This is a genomic window from Pseudomonas sp. SWRI77 (assembly GCF_014269105.1).
In the GTDB taxonomy this organism is placed as follows: domain Bacteria; phylum Pseudomonadota; class Gammaproteobacteria; order Pseudomonadales; family Pseudomonadaceae; genus Aquipseudomonas; species Aquipseudomonas capeferrum.
On sequence record NZ_JABWRV010000020.1, the window covers coordinates 91,672 to 112,958 of the forward strand.

General features: G+C 63.1%; 19 protein-coding genes and 1 other RNA gene. 2 read left to right on the forward strand and 18 right to left on the reverse strand.

Annotation, left to right across the window (positions count from 1 at the left end):
• Window positions 1-203: 203 nt before the first annotated feature.
• Both HU766_RS18885 and HU766_RS18890 read left to right on the forward strand, forming a co-directional pair.
• Complete coding sequence (locus HU766_RS18885; protein ID WP_186659695.1) at window positions 204-671, forward strand: DciA family protein; 468 nt, start codon at window positions 204-206, stop codon at window positions 669-671.
• A gap of 70 nt (window positions 672-741) precedes the next feature.
• Window positions 742-1,644 (forward strand): hypothetical protein, encoded by a 903-nt coding sequence (locus HU766_RS18890; protein WP_186659697.1) that lies wholly within the window; start codon window positions 742-744, stop codon window positions 1,642-1,644.
• Between the two features lie 58 nt (window positions 1,645-1,702).
• On the opposite strand, the gene lpxC is transcribed toward HU766_RS18890, so the two are convergent.
• From lpxC to rsmI, 18 genes are all read right to left on the reverse strand, one after another.
• Window positions 1,703-2,614: a UDP-3-O-acyl-N-acetylglucosamine deacetylase gene (gene lpxC / locus HU766_RS18895; protein WP_033702829.1), complete on the reverse strand. Its 912-nt coding sequence runs from the start codon at window positions 2,612-2,614 to the stop codon at window positions 1,703-1,705.
• A gap of 112 nt (window positions 2,615-2,726) precedes the next feature.
• A complete protein-coding gene (gene ftsZ, locus HU766_RS18900; RefSeq protein WP_016488958.1) occupies window positions 2,727-3,923 on the reverse strand; it encodes a cell division protein FtsZ in 1,197 nt (398 codons plus the stop codon).
• Window positions 3,924-3,978: 55 nt separating this feature from the next.
• A complete protein-coding gene (ftsA, locus tag HU766_RS18905) occupies window positions 3,979-5,241 on the reverse strand; it encodes a cell division protein FtsA (RefSeq protein ID WP_033702830.1) in 1,263 nt (420 codons plus the stop codon).
• 14 nt (window positions 5,242-5,255) lie between these two features.
• Window positions 5,256-6,125 (reverse strand): cell division protein FtsQ/DivIB, encoded by an 870-nt coding sequence (locus HU766_RS18910; RefSeq protein ID WP_033702831.1) that lies wholly within the window; start codon window positions 6,123-6,125, stop codon window positions 5,256-5,258.
• A gap of 5 nt (window positions 6,126-6,130) precedes the next feature.
• Entirely contained in the window at window positions 6,131-7,087 is a 957-nt protein-coding gene (locus HU766_RS18915; RefSeq protein ID WP_186659699.1) for a D-alanine--D-alanine ligase, read from the reverse strand.
• The gene (murC, locus tag HU766_RS18920) at window positions 7,084-8,532 is read right to left on the reverse strand and encodes a UDP-N-acetylmuramate--L-alanine ligase (RefSeq protein ID WP_033702833.1); all 1,449 of its coding nucleotides are present in this window, start codon (window positions 8,530-8,532) and stop codon (window positions 7,084-7,086) included. The genes HU766_RS18915 and murC overlap by 4 nt, the downstream gene beginning before the upstream one ends.
• Window positions 8,525-9,604, reverse strand: coding sequence for an undecaprenyldiphospho-muramoylpentapeptide beta-N-acetylglucosaminyltransferase (gene murG / locus HU766_RS18925; RefSeq protein WP_033702834.1), 1,080 nt, complete (start codon window positions 9,602-9,604; stop codon window positions 8,525-8,527). The genes murC and murG overlap by 8 nt, the downstream gene beginning before the upstream one ends.
• The gene (gene ftsW, locus HU766_RS18930; RefSeq protein ID WP_177326488.1) at window positions 9,594-10,805 is read right to left on the reverse strand and encodes a putative lipid II flippase FtsW; all 1,212 of its coding nucleotides are present in this window, start codon (window positions 10,803-10,805) and stop codon (window positions 9,594-9,596) included. Before ftsW ends, murG begins: the two co-directional genes overlap by 11 nt.
• Window positions 10,805-12,151, reverse strand: coding sequence for a UDP-N-acetylmuramoyl-L-alanine--D-glutamate ligase (murD, locus tag HU766_RS18935; protein ID WP_186659701.1), 1,347 nt, complete (start codon window positions 12,149-12,151; stop codon window positions 10,805-10,807). Before murD ends, ftsW begins: the two co-directional genes overlap by 1 nt.
• 6 nt (window positions 12,152-12,157) lie before the next feature.
• Window positions 12,158-13,240 carry a phospho-N-acetylmuramoyl-pentapeptide-transferase gene (mraY, locus tag HU766_RS18940; protein WP_033702836.1) on the reverse strand — a complete coding sequence of 361 codons (1,083 nt, stop codon included), beginning with the start codon at window positions 13,238-13,240 and terminating at the stop codon, window positions 12,158-12,160.
• Complete coding sequence (murF, locus tag HU766_RS18945) at window positions 13,240-14,607, reverse strand: UDP-N-acetylmuramoyl-tripeptide--D-alanyl-D-alanine ligase (RefSeq protein ID WP_186659703.1); 1,368 nt, start codon at window positions 14,605-14,607, stop codon at window positions 13,240-13,242. The genes mraY and murF overlap by 1 nt, the downstream gene beginning before the upstream one ends.
• Window positions 14,600-16,090 (reverse strand): UDP-N-acetylmuramoyl-L-alanyl-D-glutamate--2,6-diaminopimelate ligase, encoded by a 1,491-nt coding sequence (locus HU766_RS18950; protein WP_186659704.1) that lies wholly within the window; start codon window positions 16,088-16,090, stop codon window positions 14,600-14,602. The genes murF and HU766_RS18950 overlap by 8 nt, the downstream gene beginning before the upstream one ends.
• Window positions 16,087-17,823 (reverse strand): penicillin-binding protein 2, encoded by a 1,737-nt coding sequence (locus HU766_RS18955; protein ID WP_162181164.1) that lies wholly within the window; start codon window positions 17,821-17,823, stop codon window positions 16,087-16,089. Before HU766_RS18955 ends, HU766_RS18950 begins: the two co-directional genes overlap by 4 nt.
• Window positions 17,823-18,116 carry a cell division protein FtsL gene (ftsL, locus tag HU766_RS18960; RefSeq protein WP_033702839.1) on the reverse strand — a complete coding sequence of 98 codons (294 nt, stop codon included), beginning with the start codon at window positions 18,114-18,116 and terminating at the stop codon, window positions 17,823-17,825. The genes HU766_RS18955 and ftsL overlap by 1 nt, the downstream gene beginning before the upstream one ends.
• Window positions 18,113-19,054 (reverse strand): 16S rRNA (cytosine(1402)-N(4))-methyltransferase RsmH, encoded by a 942-nt coding sequence (rsmH, locus tag HU766_RS18965; RefSeq protein WP_177326487.1) that lies wholly within the window; start codon window positions 19,052-19,054, stop codon window positions 18,113-18,115. Before rsmH ends, ftsL begins: the two co-directional genes overlap by 4 nt.
• 2 nt (window positions 19,055-19,056) lie before the next feature.
• Window positions 19,057-19,512 carry a division/cell wall cluster transcriptional repressor MraZ gene (gene mraZ, locus HU766_RS18970; RefSeq protein WP_019439042.1) on the reverse strand — a complete coding sequence of 152 codons (456 nt, stop codon included), beginning with the start codon at window positions 19,510-19,512 and terminating at the stop codon, window positions 19,057-19,059.
• A gap of 308 nt (window positions 19,513-19,820) precedes the next feature.
• Window positions 19,821-20,194, reverse strand: an RNA gene (rnpB, locus tag HU766_RS18975) — RNase P RNA component class A.
• A gap of 67 nt (window positions 20,195-20,261) precedes the next feature.
• Window positions 20,262-21,137 carry a 16S rRNA (cytidine(1402)-2'-O)-methyltransferase gene (gene rsmI, locus HU766_RS18980; RefSeq protein WP_186659706.1) on the reverse strand — a complete coding sequence of 292 codons (876 nt, stop codon included), beginning with the start codon at window positions 21,135-21,137 and terminating at the stop codon, window positions 20,262-20,264.
• Window positions 21,138-21,287: the final 150 nt, after the last annotated feature.

The following is a 21,287-nucleotide window of genomic DNA, read 5'->3' on the forward strand; positions in this document are numbered from 1 at the left end:
GTGGTGGATTCCACGATGCTGGTACAGCGTTTTGGCAGGGGCGTTTCTTAGATAGGGGCATTTTCCCTGAGTTCAAGGCTGAGAAAGATGAAACGTATCGAGAATAGCTCGTATCCAGTGTTTATCGGCGAAGCGGCCAGTGCAGGCAATCGATAACCCCGCATCTGTTAGACTGCCGATCTTGTAACTTCATACGTACCCGCATGGCCTATAAACCCTCCCCCGCCCAGCTTCCTTCGGCACTGCTGCGCCAGGTCCGTCCGCTGCGCCTGCTGTTGAACCAGGCCGAACGCCTGGAACACCTGCAGCGCCTGCTGGAAAGCCAGCTGCAGCCGGCCGCCCGCGAGCATTGCCACGTTGCCTCCTGGCGTGACGGTACCTTGTTGCTGGTGGTGACCGACGGCCATTGGGCCACCCGCCTGCGCTATCAGCAGAAACGCCTGATGCGGGAGTTGCAAGCCATGGAAGCGTTCGGCAACCTGCGGCGCATCCTGTACAAGGTGCAACCGCCGCTGGTGCCCGCCAAGCGTGGCGGGCATGCCACCGAGCTTTCGAGCAATGCCGCCGAAAGCCTTCGCGATACCGCCGAGGGGATTACCGACCCCAAGCTGCGCGCCGCGCTAGAGCGCCTGGCGTCGCATGGACCTAACAAAGCACCTTCGCGCACCTGATATTTTTGCCAGTTTGCCTTCTCCACGGGGTGCAATACGCTCGCCTGATCCCCCCCCAGGAGAGACCAGCATGAATGCAGACTATTTTCACCTTGCCACGTTCGAGTCACCCTCAACCGACCCCTGGGGTGACTGGAAAGCGGACTCCAACGGCGCCACCCTCGGTATTTACCAAGAAGAAGATGGCAACCACTTCGTAGCCTTTGCCCCCGCTATTTCTTTTCCACACGGCCCCGTCCTATTCAAAGAACTGCAAGGGCTGGAGCCCGACCGTGAGTATTGCCTCTCCCTGCGCACGCGGCAGCAATGGGCAAACCAGGCTGTGCCTGTGCTCACCTGGAAACTGGGTGATGAGCAGATCGCTGCCCCCATCGAAGTCACTACTTCCGAGTGGATTACGCTGCACTGGCGTTTCAAGGCGTCCCAAGCCGTCGAGACGCTGAAGCTTGAAGTAAGGGAGCGAATTGGCGACCCTTCGCATGCCAGGGGCAACCTGGCCATCGATGACATTCGCATCTACCCCTCCCGGTTCGAGGAAGACTTCAACGACCTGCCGCAACAATTGATTCAACCCGGCGGGCAGTTGGCACTCAAGACCATGCTCGTCACATTGCTGCCCACCAGTTTAGGGCCGGCGGGCATCCACAGATACGATTCCGACGAGCCTGGCATGCGCGAAAAACAAGCGCTGGGCTTGAGCATCGGCAAAGACATGCGCCAGTACCTAAGCATTGATCTGCCAGGTGAGTTCACCTCAATCCGTTTCGCCTGGACCTGGCTTCAAAAAGACGCAACGGTCCAGTACCTGGACCAGTCGGGCGCCACGCTGGACAGCAGAACAATTCATGCAAGCGCAGGGCGCGATCAATGGGTTGAATACCAAGCGGAGAACGAAAGCCAAGCGGTTTCCCGTATCGAACTAACGTACAGCGATTACTCTTTCCTCGACTTTTTCACGCTGCAGCGCCTGTAAAGCAGGTATAAAAAAGGCCACCCGAAGGTGGCCTTAATGAACTAGAGAGTGTTCGAACTTACACGGCCGCAACAGGGCGCATGTACGAGATCGGTGCCGTGCTGGCATCTTCGAAAGTGACCACTTCCCAGGCATCGGTTTCAGCAATGAGCTTGCGCAGCAGCTGGTTGTTCAGCGCGTGCCCGGACTTGTAGCCCTTGAACTCGCCAATCAGGCTGTTGCCCAGCAGGTAGAGGTCGCCAATGGCGTCGAGAATCTTGTGCTTGACGAATTCGTCTTCATAACGAAGGCCGTCTTCGTTCAGCACGCCAGTCTCATCTACCACGATGGCGTTTTCGACACTGCCGCCCAACGCAAGGTTATGCTTGCGCAAGTACTCGATGTCCCGCATGAAACCGAAGGTGCGGGCACGGCTGACTTCTTTCACGAACGACGTGCTGGAGAAATCCACACTGGCGCTCTGGGTCCGGCCGCTGACGACCGGGTGATCGAAGTCGATCTCGAAGCTCACCTTGAACCCTTCGAAAGGCAGGAAGGTGGCGCGCTTGTCGCCCTCCTCCACTGTCACTTCGCGCAGGATGCGGATGAACTGTTTGGGTGCGTCCTGTTCTTCCAGGCCGGCAGACTGAATCAGGAATACAAAGGGTCCGGCGCTGCCATCCATGATCGGCACTTCCGAGGCGGAGAGCTCGACGTAGGCGTTATCGATGCCCAGGCCCGCCATGGCGGAGAGCAGGTGCTCGACCGTATCGACCTTGACGTCACCGTTGACCAGCGTCGTCGACATGGTTGTCTCGCCGACGTTGGCCGCGCGCGCCGGGATTTCGACCACGGGGTCGAGATCGGCGCGGCGGAAGACGATGCCGGTGTCAACAGGTGCAGGCTTCAGGGTCAGGTATACCTTCTCCCCGGAGTGCAGGCCGACACCTGTGGCACGGATGGTATTCTTCAGGGTGCGTTGTTTAATCATGGCATTGGCCGCTTCAGCGCAAATTGCGAACAGGTATCAACAAAGGCTGAGGATGATAACAGACCCAACCTTTGCTGAATACCAATCACCTTTATACCCCTGATAAATTCCATTAATCAGCCTGACGACGCAGGAAAGCCGGGATATCGAGGTAGTCCAGGTCATCCTGAGGGTTCAGTTTAGCTGCCGCAGCGGCACCCGCATGGGCCTGGTTGCGCATGACAGTCGGGCGCTCCAGGTCACGGTAGTTGACCGCAGGCTGCTCCTGGCGAACCGGTGCCGGGTTGGACGCTTCGTACGCCTGCTGAGCGGTCTGCAGGGTGTTGTCCACCACCTTGACCGGCTTCTCGATGCGCGCGCCCAGGCCAGTGGCGACCACGGTCACGTGCAGCTCATCGCGCATGTCCGGGTCGATCACGGTGCCAACCTTGACCATCGCGTGGTCGGAGGCGAAGGCTTCGATGATGCTACCCACGTCGGAGTACTCACCCAGCGACAGGTCAGGGCCGGCGGTGATGTTCACCAGGATGCCACGGGCGCCCTGCAGGTTGACGTCTTCCAGCAACGGGTTGCGGATCGCCGCCTCGGTCGCTTCACGCGCACGGTTCGGGCCGCTGGCGCAGCCAGTACCCATCATGGCCATGCCCATCTCGCCCATCACGGTGCGCACGTCGGCGAAGTCGACGTTGATCATGCCAGGGCGCTTGATGATGTCGGAAATACCGCGCACGGCACCGGCCAGTACGTCGTCAGCCTTGGCGAAGGCGGACAGCAGGCTGGCATCCTTGCCCAGGATGGTCAGCAGCTTCTCGTTGGGGATGGTGATCAGCGAGTCGACGCTCTCGGCCAGCATGCGGATGCCTTCATCGGCGATCTGCATACGTTTGCGGCCTTCGAACGGGAACGGACGGGTCACCACGGCAACGGTGAGGATGCCCATTTCCTTCGCCACTTCGGCGATGATCGGGGCTGCACCGGTACCGGTACCGCCACCCATGCCGGTGGTGATGAACACCATGTTGGTGCCCTGCAGCACCTCGGCAATGCGCTCACGGTCTTCCAGCGCGGCCTGACGGCCGACTTCCGGATTGGCACCCGCACCCAGGCCTTTGGTCACGCCAGTGCCCAATTGCAGGATGGTGCGCGCGCCAATGCTTTTCAGCGCCTGGGCATCGGTGTTGGCGCAGATGAATTCCACGCCTTCGATGCTGCTCTTGACCATGTGGTTGACGGCGTTGCCACCACCACCACCTACGCCGATCACCTTGATGACCGGACTTTGCGGGACGTTGTCTACGAGCTCGAACATTTTCCCTCTCCTTACAGTTCTCTAGTTGTCGCGCCTACCACTACTGCTTTGAAACTTAGAAATTGCCCTGGACCCAGCGCTTGAATCGCTCAAGCACTGGAGCCTTCGGTTCATCGCCATAGCTGTTGCTGCTGCTGTTGCTGTTACCGGTCAGGATCAAGTCCTCGGACTGCTTGAGCAGGCCGTAGGTGAGCAGGCCCACGCCGGTGGAATAGATCGGGTTGCGCACCACGTCGCTCAGCCCCCGAACGCTGTGCGGTACGCCCAGGCGTACCGGCATGTGGAAGATTTCTTCGGCCAGTTCCACGGCGCCTTCCATTTTCGCGGTGCCGCCGGTGAGGACGATGCCGGCCGGCACCAAATCCTCGTAGCCGCTGCGGCGCAGTTCGGCCTGGATCAGGGTGAAGAGCTCGTCGTAACGCGGCTCCACCACCTCGGCCAGGGCCTGGCGCGACAGCTCGCGCGGTGGCCGGTCACCCACGCTCGGCACCTTGATGGTTTCGCCGGCGCCGGCCAGCTTGGCCAGGGCGCAGGCGTAGCGGATCTTGATTTCCTCGGCGTACTGGGTCGGTGTACGCAGGGCCATGGCGATGTCGTTGGTGACCTGGTCGCCGGCAATCGGGATGACTGCGGTGTGACGGATCGCACCTTCGGTGAAGATGGCGATATCGGTGGTGCCACCGCCGATGTCCACCAGGCACACGCCGAGCTCTTTTTCGTCGTCGGTCAGCACCGAGTAGGCCGACGCCAGTTGCTCGAGGATGATGTCGTCGATTTCCAGGCCGCAACGGCGCACACACTTCTCGATGTTCTGCGCCGCGTTGACCGCACAGGTGACCACGTGGACCTTGGCTTCCAGGCGCACGCCGGACATGCCCAGTGGCTCGCGCACGCCTTCCTGGTTGTCGATGACGTAGTCCTGCGGCAGGGTGTGCAGTACGCGCTGGTCAGCTGGAATGGCCACGGCCTGGGCGGCGTCGAGCACGCGCTCGAGGTCGGCAACACTGACCTCACGGTCGCGGATGGCGACAATGCCGTGGGAGTTCAGGCTGCGAATGTGGTTGCCTGCCACGCCGACGAACGCCGAGTGGATACGGCAGCCGGCCATCAGCTGCGCTTCTTCCACCGCGCGCTGGATCGACTGCACGGTCGACTCGATGTTCACCACCACGCCTTTTTTCAGGCCGCGGGACGGATGGGTGCCGATCCCGACAATCTCCAGGGTGCCGTCTTCGCCCACTTCGCCCACCAGCGCCACCACCTTGGAGGTGCCAATGTCCAGCCCGACGATCATTTTGCCGCTATGCGCGTTTGCCATGGTCCTGCCTCTCTCTAATTCTTCGCAACGGCGGGTTGGGCCGTCGTCGGTGCAATCGGTTCCCGCCAACCAACGGCAAGTCCGTTGGCGTATCGCAGATCGATGCGGGCGATGTTGGTGATCTGCTCTTTAAGCGTCTTGTCGTAAATGGCAATGAAACGGCGCATCTTCTCCACCAGATGGTCGCGCCCCAGTAGCAATTCGATGCCTGGGCCGGTGCTGCCCGCACCGGTAGTCAGGAACCAGCTGCCGCGCTCGCGAAGCTCCAGGCGAGCGATGGAAAAGCCCATGGGGCGCAGCATCTGGCTCAAAACCTGATACTGCTGCATGACTTGCTGCTGAGCACGCTGCGGCCCGAACAGCTGCGGCAGGTGCTCATAGTTGGCCAGTTCGCGCGGGGTGAAGGCCTGGCCCTGGTTGTTGAGCAAGGCCTCGTCACCCCAGCGCGCCACTGGCAGCTGTTCTTCCAGGCGAATCACCACCTCGTCCGGCCACACGCGCCGTACCTCGGCATGGGCGATCCACGGCATCTGCTCGAGCTCCGCACGCATCGCCGGCAGGTCGACGCTGAAGAAGCTCGCCGCCATGAACGGGGCGATACGCTGCTGCACCGCCTGCTGGCTGATGTAGCTGAGGTCGCCCTGCACGGCGATCCGGGTGATCGGCCGGTCGGCATAAGGCATCAGGCGAATGGCGCCTTCATAGGCGCCGAAGCCTGCCGCGACCAGCAGCACCGGCCAGAGCAGGCGCTTGAGTCCACTGAAGTTGGCCTTGGGCAGGCGCGCCGACATGGGCTCGTTGGCCACCATTCGGCTGGCACCGCGCGGCACCGGCTTGCTACGGCCGGTGGCGGGTTGCTGATGACGTAACATCGCGCCTTGCATGGCTGTTAACCTCGCGTCTCGACGCTGGCAGCCAGGATCGCCAGCACCAGTTGCTGGAAGTCCAGGCCGGCCGCGCGGGCCGCCATGGGCACCAGGCTATGATCAGTCATGCCGGGTGCGGTGTTGACTTCGAGCAGCCAGAACTGGCCCTGCTCGTCCTGCATCACATCCAACCGCCCCCAGCCTTCGATGCCAATGGCATCGCAGGCGCGCGCGGTCAGGTCGATCAGTTCCTGTTCCTTGACGCTGTCCAGGCCGCACGGAATGCGGTACTGGGTATCGTTGGCGATGTACTTGGCGTCGTAGTCGTAGAACACGTGCGGCGTACCCAGGGCGATCGGCGGCAGCACCTGGCCACGCAGCACCGCAATGGTGAACTCCGGGCCGTGGATCCACTGCTCGACCAGAACCTGGGAATCGTATTTGGCGGCGTCCTGCCAGGCGGCGATCAATTCCTGCTCGCTGTTCACCTTGGCCATGCCGATGCTAGAGCCTTCATGGGCAGGTTTGACGATAAGCGGGAAGCCCAGTTCCGTACTGGCCACCACACAATCGCTTTCGCTGGCCAAAACCGCGTGGCGCGGGGTCGGAATACCCAGGCTCTGCCACACCTGCTTGGTGCGCAGCTTGTCCATGGCCAGGGCCGAAGCGAGGATACCGCTGCCGGTGTAAGGGATGCCCAGGCACTCGAGCAGGCCCTGCATGCTGCCGTCCTCACCGCCACGGCCGTGGAGGATGATGAACGCGCGGTCGATCTTCTCGCGTTGCAGGCGGTCGAGCAGGTCGTCGCCCACATCGATGGCGACGACGTCGACACCGGCGCTGGTCAAGGCTTCGATCACGGCGGCGCCGGACTTGAGCGAGACTTCACGCTCGGCGCTCTTGCCGCCGTAGAGCACCGCGACGCGGCCGAACGCCTTGACGTCCAGGGTCGAGTGCAGTGTGTCGTAGGCGCTGGTCATTTCGACTTCTCCTGCTTGGCGCCAGCGAACAGCGGGCTTTTCATCAATTGCGGGGCAAGGCCACCGACATCACCGGCGCCCTGGCAAAGCAGGATGTCGCCCGCGCGCAGCAGTGGCTGCACCAGCGGGGCGAGCTCGGCGCCACGCTCGATGTAGATCGGGTCCAGCTTGCCGCGCTGACGGATGCTGTGGCACAGCTGACGGCTGTCCGCCCCGGGGATCGGCTCTTCGCCGGCCGGGTAGACTTCCATCAACAGCAACACGTTGGCGTCGCCCAGTACCTGCACGAAGTCGTCGTACAGGTCGCGGGTGCGGCTGTAACGGTGCGGCTGGTAGACGATGACCAGGCGACGGCTCGGCCAGCCACCGCGCACGGCCTTGATGACTGCGGCGACTTCGGTCGGGTGGTGGCCATAGTCGTCGACCAGCATCACGCTGCCACCGTCGACCGGCAGCTCGCCGTAGACCTGGAAGCGTCGGCCGACACCCTGGAAGCCGGACAGCCCCTGGACGATGGCCTCGTCGCTGATGCCTTCGTCCGTGGCGATGGCAATGGTTGCCAGGGCATTGAGCACGTTGTGGTTGCCGGGCATGTTCACCGACACCTCCAGCGGCTCGCAGTCACGGCGCAGCACGGTGAAGTGCGTCTGCATGCCCTGCTGGCGCACGTTGATGGCGCGGATATCCGCCTCTTCGCTGAAGCCGTAGGTGACCGTCGGGCGTTTGACCTGCGGCAGGATCTCGCGCACCACCGGGTCGTCCAGGCACATCACCGCCAAACCGTAGAACGGCAGGTTGTGCAGGAACTCGACGAAGGTTTTCTTCAGTTTGTTGAAGTCGCCTTCGTAGGTCGCCATGTGGTCGGCATCGATGTTGGTGACCACGGCGACCATCGGCTGCAGGTGCAGGAAGCTGGCGTCGCTCTCGTCCGCTTCGGCGATCAGGTAGCGGCTGGTGCCGAGCTGGGCATTGGTGCCGGCCGCGGTCAGGCGCCCACCGATGACGAAGGTCGGGTCCAGGCCACCGGCGGCGAACACCGAGGCCAGCAGGCTGGTGGTGGTGGTCTTGCCGTGGGTACCGGCGACCGCAACGCCGTGGCGGTAGCGCATCAGCTCGGCAAGCATCTCGGCACGCGGCACCACCGGAATACGCCGCTCGAGGGCGGTGGCGACTTCCGGGTTGGCCGGGTTGATCGCGCTGGACACTACCAGCACATCGGCGGCGACTGCGTTCTCGGCACGGTGGCCGACGAAGATCTCGGCGCCAAACGACTCCAGGCGCTCGGTGACCGGCGACGCCTTGAGGTCGGAGCCGGACACTTCATAGCCCAGGTTCAGCAGCACTTCGGCGATGCCGCACATACCGACGCCGCCGATACCGACGAAGTGAATACGGCGGATACGGCCCATCTTCGGCTGGGGAATGGCTTTCTGGCTTTCAACCATGGGCCACCTCCAGGCAGATATCGACCACGGTGCTGGTTGCAGCAGGTTTGGCCAGGCGCCGTGCGGTGCCAGCCATGGTATTGAGTTTCTCGGGTTGCATCAGCACCTCGTTCAGGCGTTCAGCGAGCTGCGCTGCGCCAGTTGTCGCTTGTGGCATCAGGAAGGCCGCGCCCTCCCGAGCCAGATATTGGGCGTTGTAGGTCTGGTGGTCGTCGATCGCATGGGGCAACGGCACCAGCATCGAAGGCAGGCCCGCCGCCGCGAGTTCGCTGACGGTCAGGGCACCGGCCCGGCATACCACCATGTCGGCCCAGCCATAGGCTTGGGCCATGTCCGTGATGAAAGGCTCTACCTGAGCCTCGACGCCGACCTCGTGATAACGCTCGGCGGTGATCGGCGCGTGTTGCTTGCCAGCCTGGTGGAACACCTCTGGCCGCAGCGCCGCAGACACTTCGGACAGGGCCTTAGGCAACAATTTGTTCAATGGTTCCGCACCCAGGCTGCCGCCCATTACCAACAGGCGAGCACGGCGCTCGGAAAGGGGCGCACGTTGTGCATCCATGAACAACTCTGTGCGTACCGGATTGCCGGTGGTACGCAGCTTGTCATTGGCCTGGAACGTGCCCGGGAAAGCTTCGCAGACCCGCGCCGAGAGTGGCACCAGCAGCCGATTGGCGGTACCCGCACGGGCGTTCTGCTCGTGGATCACCAGCGGCACACCGCACAGCCGCGCGGCCACACCGCCGGGCCCGGTCACATAGCCGCCGAAGCCCAGCACACACACCGGCTTGAGCTGACGAATGATGCGCCGTGCCTGCAGCACGGCCTTGACCAGGGTGAACGGCGCCTTGAGCAACGACAGCTTGCCCTTGCCGCGCAGGCCGCTGACCTGGATCAGGTGCAACGGCAGGCCGGCCTGGGGCACCAGTTCGTTCTCGATGCCTTTCGGCGTGCCCAGCCAGTGCACGCTGTAACCGCGTGCCTGGAACTCGCGAGCGCAGGCCAGGGCCGGGAACACGTGGCCCCCGGTGCCGCCTGCCATGATCAGTACGTTCTTGCCGTCAGCGGCCATGACTGGTCTCCTCGGCAAAATCGCTTTCATTGAATTCATGTTCCTCGCTGCCCAGGTGCGTGCGGCTCTCCCACTCGATACGCAGCAGCAACCCCACGCAGGCACAGCAGATCACCAGCGAGCTGCCCCCGTAGCTGAGGAACGGCAAGGTCAGGCCCTTGGTCGGCAGCAGGCCGACGTTCACCCCGATGTTGATCAGGAACTGGCCGATCCACAGGAAGGCCAGGCCGAACGCCATGTAGGCGGCAAAGAACTGCTTGGCTTTTTCGGCCCACAAGCCGATGTAAAGAGCACGCACGGTGACGAAGACGAACAGCGCGATGGTGACCAGCGAGCCGACCACGCCGAGCTCTTCGGCCAGCACCGAGAACACGAAGTCGGTGTGCGCCTCGGGCAGGTAGAACTGCTTCTGCACGCTGTTGCCCAAGCCAACGCCCAGCCACTCACCGCGACCAAAGGCAATCAGCGCCTGGGTCAGCTGGTAGCCCGAACCGAACTGGTCGGACCAGGGGTCGGTAAAGGTGATCAGGCGCGCCATTCGATACGGCTGCGCCTGCACCAGGACAAACACCGCGACCACCGCCAGCACCACCATCAGGCTGAAGCGGAACAACCCCACACCGCCGAGAAACAGCATGGCCGCCGCAGCGCCCATCATCACCACGGTGGCGCCGAAGTCTGGCTCCATCAGCAGCAGGCCGGCCATTGGCAGCAGCACGATGAACGGTTTGAAGAAGCCCATCCAGCTCTCGCGCACCTCGGTCTGCCGGCGCACCAGGTAGCCGGCCAGGTAGATGACCACGAAGACCTTGGCAATTTCCGAAGGCTGGACGTTGAAGAAGCTGAAGCCGATCCAGCGCATGGAACCGTTCACTTCGCGGCCGATGCCGGGCACCAGCACCAGCACCAGCAAGCCGAAGGCGCCCAGCAGCATCATGAAGCCCATGCGCTGCCAGGTAGCGATCGGTACCAGCATGGTGGCGCCGCAGGCGAACAGGCCGATGGCCACGTACACCAGGTGGCGGAACATGTGGTAAAGCGGGTTGCCCGACTGCACCGCAGCCACTTCCGAAGAGGCCGAGGTGATCATCACCAGGCCCAGGCCCAGCAATGCCAGGCAACCGGCGAGCATCGCGAAGTCGAGGTCGATGCCACGGCCGCTGATCAGCGGCGACGGGTACGGCTTGAAGATGCCCAGGATCATGCCAGCCCTCCCGCCGCTTGGGCGAACAGCCGCCCGCGTTCTTCAAAGTTCTTGAACATGTCGAGGCTGGCGCAGGCTGGCGACAACAGCACCGCATCGCCCGGCTGAGCCAAGGCGGCGCACTGCTCGACGGCCTCATCCAGGGTCTTGACCCGGACCTGCTGCACACCCTCACCCAGTGCTTCGGCCAGGCGCTCGGCATCACGGCCCAGCAGCACCACTGCACGGCAGAAGCGCGCCACCGGTGCACGCAGCGCTGCGAAATCGGCACCTTTGCCGTCGCCGCCGGCAATCAGCACCAGCTTGCCGGTGATGTCCGCGCCCAGGCCTTCGATGGCGGCCAGCGCGGCCCCCACGTTGGTGGCCTTGGAATCGTCGTACCAGTTGACGCCATTGCGCTCGCGAACCCACTGGCAACGATGGGCCAGGCCGCCAAATTCACGCAGGGCTTCGATCATCGGCGCAAACGGCAAGCCGGCCGCATGGCCGAGGGCCAGGGCCGCGAGGGCGTTGCTCTGGTTGTGCGCGCCACGCACTTTCAGTTCGCGAACCGGCATCAGGTTCTGGAATTCGAAGGCCAGGTACTTCTCGCCATCGACCTCGCGCAGGCCAAAGGCCTTGAAGTCGGGCGGGTTCAGACCAAAGCTCCAGCACGGCCGGCCTTCCACCGGCAATGGCCGGCTCAGGGCGTCCTGGCGGTTCACCACCACCTGGTGGGCGCCCCGGAAGATCCGATGCTTGGCCAGGTGATAGGCCGGCAGGCCGCTGTAGCGGTCCATGTGGTCTTCGCTGACGTTCAGCACGGTGGCCACTTCGGCATTGAGCTGGTCAGTGGTTTCCAGCTGGAAGCTGGACAACTCCAGCACATACAGCTCCACCTCATCCCCGAGCAAGTCGAGGGCCGGCGTACCGAGGTTGCCGCCCACGGCCACACGCTTGCCCGCCTTGGCAGCCATTTCCCCGACCAGGGTGGTGACGGTGCTTTTGGCGTTGGAGCCGCTGATGGCGATGATCGGCGCCTTGGCATGGCGGGCGAACAGCTCGATGTCACCCGACAGGGCCACACCGCGCGCCGCGGCCTGCTGCAGCGCCGGGGTGGACAATGCCAGGCCCGGGCTCACGTACAGTTCGTTGGCGCGGCAGAGGAAGTCCACGTCCAGCTCGCCACAGCGCACTTCCACCTGCGGGTAATCACGGCGCAGGGTGTCCAGTTCCGGCGGTTGCTCGCGGGTGTCGGCGACCGCAAAGGCAATGCCCCGGCTCGCCAGGAAGCGAACCAGGGACATGCCGCTCTTGCCGAGGCCGACAACGATGCGGAATTGGTCGGAAGCGATCAGTGACACGCTCATCTACCTCAGTTTCAGGGTTGCAAGGCCGACCAGCACCAGAATCACGGTGATGATCCAGAAACGGACGATCACCCGTGGCTCAGGCCAGCCCTTGAGTTCAAAGTGGTGGTGAATCGGCGCCATGCGGAACACGCGCTTGCCGGTCAACTTGAAGGAGGCGACCTGGATCACCACCGACAGGGTTTCCATGACGAATACGCCACCCATGATGAACAGTACGATTTCCTGGCGGACGATCACCGCGATGGTGCCCAGTGCGGCGCCCAGCGCCAGGGCACCGACGTCGCCCATGAAGACCTGGGCCGGGTAAGTGTTGAACCACAGGAAGCCCAGGCCCGCACCGATCAGCGCGCCGCAGAACACGATCAGCTCGCCCGAACCCGGCACATACGGGATCAGCAGGTATTCGGCGAACTTCACGTTGCCCGACAGGTAGCAGAAGATGCCCAGGGCACCGCCCACCATGACCGTTGGCATGATGGCCAGGCCGTCGAGGCCGTCGGTGAGGTTGACCGCGTTGCTCGAACCGACGATCACGAAGTAGGTCAGGACGACGAAGCCGATGCCCAGCGGAATGGTGACATCCTTGATGAACGGCACGATCAGCGTGGTCTCGACGCTGGTCGGGGCGGTCTTGTAAAGGAAGATCGCCGCAGCCAGGCCGAACACCGACTGCCAGAAGTACTTCCAGCGGCTAGGCAAGCCACGGGAGTTCTTCTCGATCACCTTGCGGTAGTCGTCGACCCAACCGATGGCGCCAAACGCCAGGGTGACGATCAGCACGACCCACACGTAGCGGTTGGACAGGTCGGCCCACAGCAGGGTGCTGATCGCGATGGCCGACAGGATCAGCGCGCCGCCCATGGTCGGGGTGCCGGATTTGGACAAGTGCGATTGCGGGCCGTCATTACGGACGGCCTGACCGATCTGGCGAATCTGCAGGGTACGGATCATCCACGGGCCCAGCCACAGCGCCAGCGACAACGCAGTCAGTACACCGAGAATCCCGCGCAGGGACAGGTACTGGAAGACCGCGAAGCCTTTATGGAACTGTTGCAGATACTCAGCCAACAGCAGCAGCATTAATGTTTCTCCCCGCTGGCACCGCACAATGCCGCCACGACGTTTTCCATCGCAGCGCTGCGCGAGCCCTTGATCAAGATAGTGGTGTCACTGGCATTTTCGGCGCGAACCGCGTCGATCAGCTCAGCTTGAGTAGCGAAATGACGGCCATTGGCGCCGAACGCCTTGACCGCGTATGTCATGTTGGAACCCACAGCGTACAGGGCATCGACCTTGCCACGCGCATAGTCACCCACCTGACGGTGGCCTTCCTCCGCCCATTGACCCAATTCGCCGATATCCCCAAGCACCAGGACGGTGCGTCCGGAAAAGCCGGCGAGTATATCAATGGCCGCGCACATCGAGGTGGGATTTGCGTTGTAACTGTCGTCGATTACCCGCACACCGTTCGGCGCGATCTGCGCCACGGTGCGGCCCTTGACCGGTTGCACGGCATTCAGGCCAGCGGCAATGCCGCTCAGGCTCAGACCGACGGCGTGGGCAGCCGCCGCCGCGGCCAATGCGTTGCTGACGTTGTGCTCGCCCAGGACGTTGAGTTGCACCGCAACCGAGTCCCCGGCGCCATGCAGCGTGAAGGACGGACAGCCACGCGCATCGCGGTCGATGCCAGTGGCGTAGAAGTCGGCGCGGCCATCGTTGCGGGCGAAACTGATGACCCTGTGCGCACCGGCACGCGCCTTCCAGATGGCAAAAGCCTTGTCGTCCAGATTGAGGATGGCCGTGCCGCCCTCGCCCAGGCCTTCGAGGATCTCGCCCTTGGCCTCGACGATTTTCTCCGGGCCGCCGAACTCGCCGACATGGGCAGTACCGGCGTTATTGATGACCACCACGTGCGGCTGGGTCAGGCCGACGGTGTAGCGGATCTCGCCAATGCGCGAAGCGCCCAGCTCGATCACCGCAGCGCTGTGCTCCGGGGCGATTTCCAGCAGGGTCAGCGGGGCACCGAGGTCATTGTTCAGGTTACCACGGGTGGCATGCACCAGGCCACGGGTACGCAGGATGCTGGCCAGCATCTCCTTGACCGTGGTCTTGCCGCTGGAACCGGTGATGGCCACGACCGGCTTGTCGAACGCGGCGCGATTCAAGGCACCCAGTTGCCCCAGCGCGACACGGCAGTCCTTGACCAGCAGCTGCGGCAGGTCGACATCGGCCACTTCACGCTCGACCAGCGCCGCTACGGCACCTTTTTCCTTTACATCGGCCAGGTAATCGTGGCCATCGAAACGCGGGCCTGTCAGGGCGACGAACAGTTGCCCGGCACTGACGCTGCGGCTGTCGATGCTGACGCCGCCGAAGCTGGCGTCGGCACCCACCACGCGAGCACTCAGCGCCGTGGTCAGCTGACTGAGTGTCATGGGCTTAAGCATGTGGAGCCTCCCAGGCTGCAAGTGCCTTCTCGGCTTCGACCAGATCGGAGAAATCGTGGCGCTCGCCACGGATCTCCTGGTAATCCTCATGGCCCTTGCCGGCCAGGACGATAACGTCATCGGCGGCGGCAGTGGCGATCAAGTGGGCAATGGCTTCGCCGCGGCCAGCGACGAACTCGACGTGCTCCGGCTTGGCAAAGCCAGGGCGGATATCGTCGAAGATCCGCAGCGGGTCTTCGCTGCGCGGGTTGTCATCGGTGACCAGCACGCGGTCAGCCAGGCGCTCGGCCACTTCGGCCATCAGCGGGCGCTTGCCACGGTCACGGTCGCCACCGCAGCCGAACAGGCACAGCAACTTGCCGTGTGCGTGCGGGCGCAGGGCCTCGAGTACTTTTTCCAAGGCATCCGGCGTGTGGGCGTAGTCGACCACCACCAGCGGTTTGTCGCCGCCACCCAGGCGCTGCATGCGGCCAACCGGCCCTTGCAACTGGGGGGTGACCTTGAGGATTTCGTCCAGCGAATAATCCAGTGCCAGCAGCGTTGCCACTGCCGCGAGCATGTTGCTCAGGTTGAAACGGCCAAGCAGTTGGCTGCGCAAGGTGCGCTCACCCTGGGCGCTCACGAGGATTGCGCGCACGCCATCGTCATCGAACGTGGCTTCACGGCAATACAACGAAGCCTCCGGATTCTCCAGGCTATAGCTGAGCAGCCGGGTCTCGATATGATCGGTACTCGGACGACGGGCATAGGCCGCCGCCAGGCGGCGACCAAAGTCGTCATCCAGGTTGACCACCTGGCAACGCAGGCTGCGCCAGGCGAACAGCTTGGCCTTGGCGGCCTCATAGGCCTCCATGCTGCCGTGGTAATCCAGGTGATCGCGGGACAGGTTGGTCATTACCGCGATATCGAATTCCAGCGCAGCGACACGCCCCTGCTCCAAGGCATGCGAGGACACCTCCATCGCCACGGCCTTGGCGCCGCCCTTTTTCAGGTCGTACAGCGTCGACTGCACCGCGATCGGGTCTGGCGTGGTCAGGCGGCCGCTCTGCAGCTCACCATAGAAACCGGTACCCAACGTGCCGATCAGGCCGCAACGCTGGCCCAGCACATCAAGCGCCTGGGCCACCAGTTGCGTGACACTGGTCTTGCCGTTGGTGCCGGTCACCCCGACCAGGTTCAACTGACGGCTTGGCTCGCCATAGAAGCGACCGGCGATATCCGACAGCTGGGCGATCAGCCCCTTGACCGGAATCAGCGGCATCTCGGTGATCGGCAACACGGTCGCGCCCTGCTCTTCATAGGCTACCGCGGCGGCGCCACGGGCCAGTGCGTCGGCGATATGGTCACGGCCATCGACCTTGGCACCCGGCACAGCCAGGAACAGATCACCCGGGCGCACGGCACGGCTGTCCAGGGTCAGCTCGCGGATCAGCGGATCGCGGCTGGCGTGGGCGAAAAGCTTGCTCAGTGGCATTGTCATCATCCACGCCCTCCCTTGGCGTCTGCTGCATTGACTTGTGGTTGTGCGGTTGCTGGCGGCGGCAGGTTGTCTGGCGGCACGTTCATCAAACGCAAGGTGCCCGACATGACCTTGCTGAACACAGGCGCCGATACCAGGCCACCGAAGTAGCCGCCCTTGCTCGGTTCGTCGATGACTACGACGATCGCGTAACGCGGGTCGCTCATCGGGCCGAAGCCTGCGAACAGCGAGCGGTAGGCGTTCTCGGTGTAGCCCTTGGAGCCAACGGTCGCCTTACGCGCCGTACCCGACTTGCCACCCACGTGATAGAACGGCACCTGGGCACGGAACACCCCGCGCGGCGCCTCGATCACTTGCTGCAGCATGCCCTGGACGGTTTCGGCAGTTTCTTTCGGAATCGCCTGAACGGCCTCGGGTGCCTTGTCCACCTTGAGGATCGACAGCGGCACCATCTTGCCGTCGTTGGCCAGCGCCGCGTAGGCATGCACCAATTGCAACGCAGTAACCGACACGCCATAGCCGTAGGACAGGGTCGCGGTCTCGGCCTTGCGCCACTCACGGTGGTTAGGCAGGTTGCCCACCCGCTCGCCCGGGAAGCCCAGGCCAGTGTATTGCCCCAGGCCGACCTGGGACATGACCCGGTAGATGGCCTCGCCGCCGATATCGAAGGCGATCTTGCTCATGCCGACGTTACTGGAGTTGATCAGGATGCCGGTCAGGTCGAGGATCGGGCCCTCGCTGCGGGAAACGTCCTTGATCGTGTAGCGACCGATCTGCAGGCTGCCCGGGTAGACCTCGACCTTGTCGGTGATCTTCCAGCGCCCGCTCTGCAGCGCCGCGCTCATGGAAATCGGCTTCACGGTCGAGCCGGGTTCGAACACGTCGATGATCGCCCGGTTGCGCATCGCGGCAGGGAACATGCTGCGGCGGTTGTTCGGGTTGTAGGTCGGCTGGTTGACCATGGCCAGCACTTCGCCAGTCTTGACGTCCATGATCACCAGGCTGCCGGCCTTGGCTTCCTGTTCGGCGATGGCGTTGCGCAGCTCACGGGTGGCCAGGTATTGCAGGCGCAGGTCTATCGACAACGCCAAGGTCTTACCGGCCTTGGCGTTTTTGGTTACCTGAATGTCCTTGATCAGCCGGCCACGCCGGTCCTTGATCACCTGTCGCTTGCCGGGCACGCCGGCCAGCCATTCGTCATAGGCCAGCTCTACCCCTTCACGCCCGTGGTCATCGAGGTCGGTGAAGCCGACCATGTGCGCGGTGACATCACCGGCGGGATAGAAGCGGCGGAACTCTTCCAGGCCATAGACACCCGGCACTTTCAGGTCGAGCACATGCTGGCCCTGCTCCGGGGTCAGGCCGCGGACCAGGTAGATGAATTCTTTGCTGGCCTGCTGGGTCAGGCGCTCGGTCAGTTGCTGGGGGTTCTGCCCAAGGGCGGCTGCCAGTTGCGGCCAGCGTTCTTTGGACGCCTGCATTTCCTTGGGGTTGGCCCACAAGGTGGTAACCGGGGTGCTGACCGCCAGCGGCTCACCGTTGCGGTCAGTGATCAGGCCACGGTGCGCCGGGATGGGAATATGGCGCAGGCTGCGCGCATCGCCCTGCCCCTTGAGGAAGTCACGGTCGACCACCTGCAGGTCGATGATGCGCCAGCAGATGGCACCGACCATCAACGCCAGCAAGCCGATCACCACCCGGAAGCGCCAGGGGTAGAGTGCGCCTTCGAGCTTCATCATGGCGCCACCATCCGCACTTCGTCGGCTGCGGGCACGCGCATTTTCAGCTGCTCGGACGCCAGGCTCTCGATGCGGCTGGACGCCGTCCAGGTGCTCTGTTCAAGGATCAGACGCCCCCACTCGGCCTGCGCCTTGTCGCGCTCGCTCAACTCGCCGTACAGGGTGTTGAGCAACTGACGGTTCCAGTGGGCGCTGTAAGACACGGCGATGGCCGAAACCAGAACACCGACGAACAGCAGAAGCATCAGGAAGCTTCCGCCTGGCAATGGCTTGGCAAACAGCCTGCTCACCGCAGCTTCTCCGCCACCCGCATCACGGCGCTGCGCGACCGCGGGTTGGCCTTGAGCTCGGCCTCGGAAGCGAACTGCGCCTTGCCGATGAGCTTGATCTTGGGTTCGAAGGCCTTGTGCTGTACCGGCAGGTTGCGCGGCAGGTTGTCTGCCTCGCCCTTGACCAGCTTGCGCATGAACAGCTTGACGATGCGGTCTTCGAGCGAGTGGAAGCTGATAACGACCAGGCGGCCGCCAACTTCCAGCGACTCGAGCGCCGCGTCAAGGCCGGTTTCGAGGTCACCCAGTTCGTTGTTGACGTGGATGCGCAGGCCCTGGAAGGCGCGGGTGGCGGGGTTCTTGCCCTTCTCCCAGGCCGGGTTGGCGACCTTGAGCACTTCGGCAAGGTCGGCGGTACGGGTGAACGGCTGCTTTTCGCGACGTTCCACCACGGCACGCGCCATACGCCCGGAAAAACGCTCCTCGCCGTATTCCTTGAACACGCGGGCGATTTCCTCGACCGGCGCGCTGGCGATGAACTCGGCGGCGCTGACCCCGATACCGGGGTTCATGCGCATGTCCAGCGGGCCGTCATTGAGGAAGCTGAAGCCACGCTCTGGGTCATCCAACTGCGGCGAAGATACCCCCAGGTCGAGCAGCACACCGCTGACCTTGCCGGCCATGCCGCGCTCAGCCACTTCCGCGCCGAGCTCGGCAAAGCTGCGCTGCACAATGACAAAGCGGCCGTCTTCGGCCGCCAGCGCTTGCCCTGTGGCAATCGCTTGTGGGTCTTTGTCGAAGCCCAGCAGCCGCCCTTGCGGCCCAAGCTTGCTGAGAATCAGACGGCTGTGTCCGCCCCGGCCGAAGGTACCGTCCAGATAGCAACCGTCGGCGCGCAGGGCCAATGCCTCGACAGCTTCGTCGAGCAGGACGGTAATGTGGTTGAAGCCGCTATCTATGGTCACAGGATCAGGTCACGCAATTCGTCGGGCATGGCGCCCGGTTGTTGAATAGCTGCAAGGTCGGCTGCCGAAACCGTGTTCCAGGCATCTTCATCCCACAGCTGGAATTTGTTCAGTTGCCCCACCAGCATCGCCTTCTTGTCGAGCTTGGCGTACTCACGCAAACGGGGCGGAACCAGGAAGCGCCCACTGCCATCGAGCTCCAGGTCAACCGCATTGCCGATCAGCAAACGCTGCAGGCGGCGGTTTTCCTCACGCAATGACGGCAAGGCACGCAACTTGGCTTCTATCTGTTCCCACTCATCGAGGGGGTAAACACACAAGCAGGGGTCTACAGCGTCGATGGTCACGATCAGCTGGCCATTGCAACGCGAATCGAGCTCGTCGCGGTACCGGCTCGGCATGGCGAGACGGCCTTTGGCATCGAGGCTGACGGCATTGGCTCCGCGGAACACGGCTGCGATTCCCCACAATGGTAGCTTTTTTGTGCCAGAAAACCCACTTCATCCCACTTTCTGCCACTTGCGCACACTATAGGAATCCGCCCGCCGCACCGTCAAGGCACGTTCATAAGGAAAAGCCTTACAGGACCGAGATTTAGCGCGATAAAGGAATGTGGAAGGACTTCAGGGAGGAAAAAAACACGAGAAAAATCAAACCCACGCAAGCGAATGGAGTTCGAAGTTAAAGTGATTTATTAAGAGTAAGATTTTTTCGGTATTACCAGAGTGCGCCTGCTATCGATTCAAGCAGGGAGGGAGAGGTGGAGAGTCGATCTGTAAGCCGGGTTTTGTCGAGGACAGTCATTCCTCTACGACGGCCATCACTGGACGCCTCTAGCAACCTACCCGGTTCCGACGCGGGCCACGCCTAATGGAACCCTATTTGGTCTTGCTCCGAGTGGGGTTTACCTAGCCACGAACTGTTGCCAGCCGTGCGGTGCGCTCTTACCGCACCTTTTCACCCTTACCGGCACCGAAGTGCTTAGGCGGTTATTTTCTGTGGCACTTTCCGTAGGCTCGCGCCTCCCAGGCGTTACCTGGCACTCTGCCCTATGGAGCCCGGACTTTCCTCCCCCTGCTGTTTCGCAACAAAAGCTGCGGAACAAAAACAGGCAGCGACTGTCCGATCGACTCTCCGCCGACAAGATTAACGGTACACGCGGTCAAGAACAAGCGATACCGCAAACTATATCAAATGGCCACTACTCTGCTTTCTGTTTTTCCAGGGCAAGTTGATACAACAGGTTCTTGCGTACACCGGTAATTTCCGCCGCAAGTGCCGCCGCCCGTTTGAGCGGCAACTCCGCCAACAGCAAGTCCAGCACCCGCTGCGCTTCGGTACTGATCGCCTGCTCGCCCTCGGGCGCGCTCCAGCCACCGACCAGCACCACGCATTCCCCGCGCTGCTGATTGCTGTCGCCCGCGACAAACGCCCGCAGCTCGGCCAACGGCAAGCCCTTGAGGGTCTCGAAGGTTTTGGTCAGCTCGCGCGCCAGCAGCGCCGGGCGCCCGCCACCGAACACCGCCTCCATGTCCTCCAGGCACTCGAGGATACGGTGAGGGGCCTCGTAGAAGATCAGCGTGCGTGGCTCTTCCTTGACCTGCTCCAGCCGCGCACGGCGCCCCGCCATCTTGGCTGGCAAAAAGCCTTCGAAGATGAAACGGTCAGAGGGCAGGCCCGCCGCCGACAGCGCGGCAATCAGCGCGCATGCACCCGGTACCGGCACCACACTCACCCCCGCCGCCCGCGCCTGACGCACCAGGTGGTAGCCAGGGTCGGAAATCAACGGTGTGCCGGCGTCGGAAACCAGCGCGACATTGTCGCCGGCCAACAACCGGGTCAGGAACCGACCGCCCTCGTCGCGCTCGTTGTGCTCATGGCACGCCGCCAGCGGCGTGTCGATACCGAAATGCTGCAGCAGACGGATCGAGTGGCGCGTGTCCTCGGCCGCGATCAGGGCGACATCCGCCAGCACCTTCAGCGCCCTGGCGCTCATGTCGTCGAGGTTGCCGATGGGCGTTGCGACCACATACAGCGTACCCACGGTGGATTTCGAAGCCCCTGCCACATCAGTCACTGCGCACACCTGTCTTTCGGATCAAAGGCGCCATTGTAGCCCGACCGCCCGTAACAGGGCGCAAAGAACTTCGCAGGCGTTCATCGGCCAGCGACCTATAGTGAAGGATCAGCATCAGCAAGATCGCGCCCCGGCCAGTGCTTGGGTACA

Excerpts from the sequence above, each read along its gene's own strand:
- HU766_RS18885 (WP_186659695.1), top strand. The coding sequence starts at position 204 with ATGGCCTATAAACCCTCCCCCGCCCAGCTTCCTTCGGCACTGCTGCGC.
- HU766_RS18890 (WP_186659697.1), top strand. The coding sequence starts at position 742 with ATGAATGCAGACTATTTTCACCTTGCCACGTTCGAGTCACCCTCAACC.
- lpxC (WP_033702829.1), bottom strand. The coding sequence starts at position 2,614 with ATGATTAAACAACGCACCCTGAAGAATACCATCCGTGCCACAGGTGTC.
- ftsZ (WP_016488958.1), bottom strand. The coding sequence starts at position 3,923 with ATGTTCGAGCTCGTAGACAACGTCCCGCAAAGTCCGGTCATCAAGGTG.
- ftsA (WP_033702830.1), bottom strand. The coding sequence starts at position 5,241 with ATGGCAAACGCGCATAGCGGCAAAATGATCGTCGGGCTGGACATTGGC.
- HU766_RS18910 (WP_033702831.1), bottom strand. The coding sequence starts at position 6,125 with ATGCAAGGCGCGATGTTACGTCATCAGCAACCCGCCACCGGCCGTAGC.
- HU766_RS18915 (WP_186659699.1), bottom strand. The coding sequence starts at position 7,087 with ATGACCAGCGCCTACGACACACTGCACTCGACCCTGGACGTCAAGGCG.
- murC (WP_033702833.1), bottom strand. The coding sequence starts at position 8,532 with ATGGTTGAAAGCCAGAAAGCCATTCCCCAGCCGAAGATGGGCCGTATC.
- murG (WP_033702834.1), bottom strand. The coding sequence starts at position 9,604 with ATGGCCGCTGACGGCAAGAACGTACTGATCATGGCAGGCGGCACCGGG.
- mraY (WP_033702836.1), bottom strand. The coding sequence starts at position 13,240 with ATGCTGCTGCTGTTGGCTGAGTATCTGCAACAGTTCCATAAAGGCTTC.
- murF (WP_186659703.1), bottom strand. The coding sequence starts at position 14,607 with ATGCTTAAGCCCATGACACTCAGTCAGCTGACCACGGCGCTGAGTGCT.
- HU766_RS18950 (WP_186659704.1), bottom strand. The coding sequence starts at position 16,090 with ATGATGACAATGCCACTGAGCAAGCTTTTCGCCCACGCCAGCCGCGAT.
- HU766_RS18955 (WP_162181164.1), bottom strand. The coding sequence starts at position 17,823 with ATGAAGCTCGAAGGCGCACTCTACCCCTGGCGCTTCCGGGTGGTGATC.